The organism is Roseobacter sp. HKCCD6576-2 (assembly GCF_013179285.1).
Lineage (GTDB): Bacteria > Pseudomonadota > Alphaproteobacteria > Rhodobacterales > Rhodobacteraceae > Rhodophyticola > Rhodophyticola oceani.
The window spans coordinates 1-1631 of the sequence record NZ_WVNW01000058.1 but is presented as its reverse complement, the minus strand read 5'-3'; the positions used below and the strand labels follow the sequence as shown (position 1 = coordinate 1631).

The window sequence follows — 1631 nt, the reverse complement described above, 5'->3', positions numbered from 1 at the left end:
CTGACCGCGTGGACCTGTTCGGCGAGGCCTCCTATGCCACCGGGCTCGGCAACGCAGGGGATGCCAGCGCCCTCAGCGCAAGCGCAGGGCTGAAAGTGGTGTTCTAGACTCCCCACACCGCCTCCGACATCAGGACACGTGCCAAGCTGGCCTCCTTCGTAGAGGCCAGCTTGAAGCACAATCAGTGCGCAGTGCGAGGTCTTTTGTCAGCATGGCCTAGAGTCCCAGACCGCCTTGTAGCGTCCGGCGAAGCCCCGGCCAAGGTTGTGCTAGCCACCTGGCGGCTCTTGCCACAGCCGGTGCCATCGCCAATGAAGTACCCTTGGCGAAAGGTGTTTGCACCATCCACTTCGTCGGAGCGAACCCGCGCATCGACGCGCGGCAATAGTCGGATCGAACCGGGTGGCACTGGACACTGAAGGCTGGTTCATCAGCACAACACTCGGCGCGACTCCCTCGTCGATCAGATCAGCAATAAGCTCGGCATCGTCATCTGTGACCGTCTGATCACTTGCCGTCTGCGACAGCGCCCGCCGCTGTGGATCCAACTCGTTCAGCAGCAGCTTTGCCTCTGCGCCGCCGCCATGGTCGCTAGGGTTCCGGCGGCGGCCGAAGGCTCAAGAACGAAGTCATCCGACCGAATCTGCACCGCCCAGGACGTGGCAAAAGCCAAGTCAAGCGGGGTTGAGAATTGCTGAAGTTACAGCTGGCGTTCGGACCGGCGTGTTTCCATGGGCAGACGATCCATCAGTACAGACAGTTGCACAAGGATCCCTTGTGGTCTCCGGACATCAACCTGCACAACACGGCTGGCGGCGATCTACATCGGGTCGAAGGCCAAGCGCCAGGTCCACACCCCGCTGGCATCAGTCCACCCCGAGCGCGGGTCATCACGTTGCTCAAACAGCGGGTATCAAGAGTATGATTTAAATCTGAGATTTGAGGGGTTGCGATCAGCTCACCTGTCTTTTCAGAGGAAAGCATTGGATTTCGCCTTTTTCCGAGAATGAAAATCGGAAGAAAAAGATGTCTTCTCTTACGTCTTGGTTTTTTCGAGGTCGGCCTTCAGGCTCTCGGCACGATTGGAATTGATGTCACGTACTCGAACATTTCTCCGGATGCTATGGATCGTGAGGGTTTGACCAGGGTAAGCGGCCCTTATACGGCACAACGCGGCCTCTTCAGAGGGGCGTTTGACAATATGCTTTATTGTACCTGCGGGCGCCGCAGTGAATGTGATTTCAAAAAGGATCACTTCCATGCGCATTCCATACTCCTTTCAGGCGATCAGTTGGATGGGAAAGTAGAAGACTGTACGCTCAATTCCTGTTTCCCGGCTGAGCTCGAGACCCATTCAGCTTTTGCTTTTTTTCAATGTTGAGAAATTCCAAAATCCTATGCTTAGATAGGCATTCACTATGATTGGGTCTGCGCCGATCGGACTTTCACTTTATCAACACGAAAGTTTTGCCTCTTGGCCTGAAAGGCTATCAATGAAAACGCGGCTTTGGTCAGGTGCGCCTGAGTAGGATTGAGAACTTGCGCTGCGCTTCAAAACCTGTGACTGAGCGCAAACCCAATGTAGGGATTGGGGTCACCGCCTTGCGCGCGATATCCTGCGCTAAACAGCA

At 55.6% G+C, this 1631-nt stretch carries 2 protein-coding genes; both read right to left on the bottom strand.

All coding sequences use genetic code 11. The annotated features are described in order from the left end of the window. Window positions 1-181: 181 nt before the first annotated feature. Window positions 182-349 (bottom strand): strawberry notch-like NTP hydrolase domain-containing protein, encoded by a 168-nt coding sequence (locus GTF44_RS22730; RefSeq protein WP_171576066.1) that lies wholly within the window; start codon window positions 347-349, stop codon window positions 182-184. Between the two features lie 687 nt (window positions 350-1036). Further along, window positions 1037-1267, bottom strand: a complete 231-nt coding sequence (locus GTF44_RS21910; RefSeq protein ID WP_171563501.1) for a hypothetical protein — start codon at window positions 1265-1267, stop codon at window positions 1037-1039. Window positions 1268-1631 lie beyond the last annotated feature (364 nt).

Coding starts and splice junctions, on each gene's coding strand:
- GTF44_RS21910 (WP_171563501.1), bottom strand. CDS start 1,267: ATGCGCATGGAAGTGATCCTTTTTGAAATCACATTCACTGCGGCGCCC.